Below are 1,724 nucleotides of genomic sequence, written 5' to 3'. Positions count from 1 at the left end.
AAAAAAAACTAACGCCATCTTGAAGCGTAGCTGAGAGGCCTACAAATGTTAGAGGAGCCCTAACCAGGAAAGACAGTCTTCGAAGGAGATACCCAACATTTGCTCCATGGTTCCCAGAGTAGGTGTGCACCTCATCCAAAAGAACCATCTCCGGTGGGCGAATTGCTCCCGGGCGCAATCCAAAAAGGTGTCTCGTAGCCGTATCCGATAAACGCTGATTTAACATCTCTGTAGTGGTGAACAATATATCCGGTGGATCTTTCTTAAGCGATTCACGCGTAATCGCGATTTCATCTTCCTTAATTTCATACCCACATTGAGAGCAGAAAAGTCTCTCTCTTTTGGAGTCAATATCTTCGTTTTTCCATACCAACTCACCGTCACAACTATTCTGAACACATGTCATATAGCCACAAACAAAGCCTACAGAGACCCTACGCCACTTATGTTTCTTGGGGTTTCTGAAGGTTAAACTACTCTCAGGGGTGTCACCAAAAAGTGCTCCGATTCGTATTTTTTTTGAATTATTTGAACTTAAAAGAGCATCAAGACGTCGAGATTCGGCATATACCTCAGCGAATTGATCTCTTAATAGCTCAGTACGAGGATAGAGTGCTAGAATTTTTGTCCAGGCAACTCCTTGAGCCTGCTTGAGTTTCAACTCACCAACTCTAGTAATTGCTGGCAGATAAAATGCGAGTGTCTTCCCACTGCCTGTACCAGCGCTTACAAGTGTTCCTGTGGAACGCCCTTTTCTCAGACTCTCTAGAATCCTTTTTAAAGCACGAACTTGAAAATCAGCTAAGTGATAATTATTTGCTCTGTCAGAGAGGAGTTCCTTTAGGACAGAAATTTGGTCTAGATTATTTTCGGTACCGGATATATCGCTGATTAGAACTTCAGGAGTTGTATTTCTGATAGGGTAACGTCGTAGCCTTCTTGTAAATCTAAAGTCGGATACCAATGTTTTTGCTCTTTGCCACCCATCGACGCTGTCGTGATTAGGAAATAACTGTCTCAATCGAAATGCCAGACGAACTGTCTCAGCCATTCGTGACCTGTACCCCTCATATGGGTCAGCATCTGTCTCAAACAATAAACCTCGACTCTTAAGTTCTGAAATCACGCCCTCAGAATCAAAAAACTCCTCTAGACCTTGCTCAAGTGCTTGTTCAACCCTTGGATAGATAATCTCATCAATTTCCGTTCTGGAGATTCTGCCATCAACCACCCCCCAGACTAGAAGTTTTGCTTCTTGGCTCTCAATAGCATCAAGAACACTCTCTAGAAATCTATCAGTATCCAGAACCATTGCGACTCACCGGCTTAGTTACGATTCGATAATTGTTACTAGTATTCTTTTTATGCAGCCAATCAAGTACTTCTGTGGTCAATAAATCTAAATCAGCCCCTCCCTCAGCTACACTAACAAGAAACATCCTCACATCATCAGGCACCTCAAAATCAAATCTCTGATGTATTTCTCTGAGTTGATTTGAAATTTGACGAACCGAGTCAAAGTCTCCCCTTTCTTTGGGTCTTGATCGCCCAAGTTGTTTCAGAGCTAGATATTTTTCACGAAAAAAAAGCAAATTTGACTTGTTTATATCAGTCGGAGCGAGAACACTTTCAAGCTGAACCGGATCCTGCCCTTCATAAGAAGATTGAACAAACTCCAGCCATTTTTGTTTAGATAATACTGAGCAGTTTGTAGTGATTTTTTT

Annotated in this window: 2 protein-coding genes; both read right to left on the bottom strand. The window is 42.0% G+C overall.

Translation table 11 applies throughout. The annotated features are described in order from the left end of the window. Window positions 1–1,312: DEAD/DEAH box helicase (locus LGT40_RS00465; protein WP_226343118.1), on the bottom strand; the 1,312-nt coding region annotated here is incomplete at its 3' end. Then, window positions 1,296–1,724, bottom strand: a 429-nt coding sequence (locus LGT40_RS00460; RefSeq protein ID WP_226343117.1) for a hypothetical protein, incomplete at its 5' end; no start/stop codon positions are given. The genes LGT40_RS00460 and LGT40_RS00465, both read right to left, overlap by 17 nt.

The organism is Methylophaga pinxianii, assembly GCF_020447225.1.
In the GTDB taxonomy this organism is placed as follows: Bacteria; Pseudomonadota; Gammaproteobacteria; order Nitrosococcales; family Methylophagaceae; genus Methylophaga; species Methylophaga pinxianii.
The sequence above is the reverse complement of the archived record's forward strand: the minus strand, read 5'-3'. Positions and strand labels throughout refer to the sequence as shown.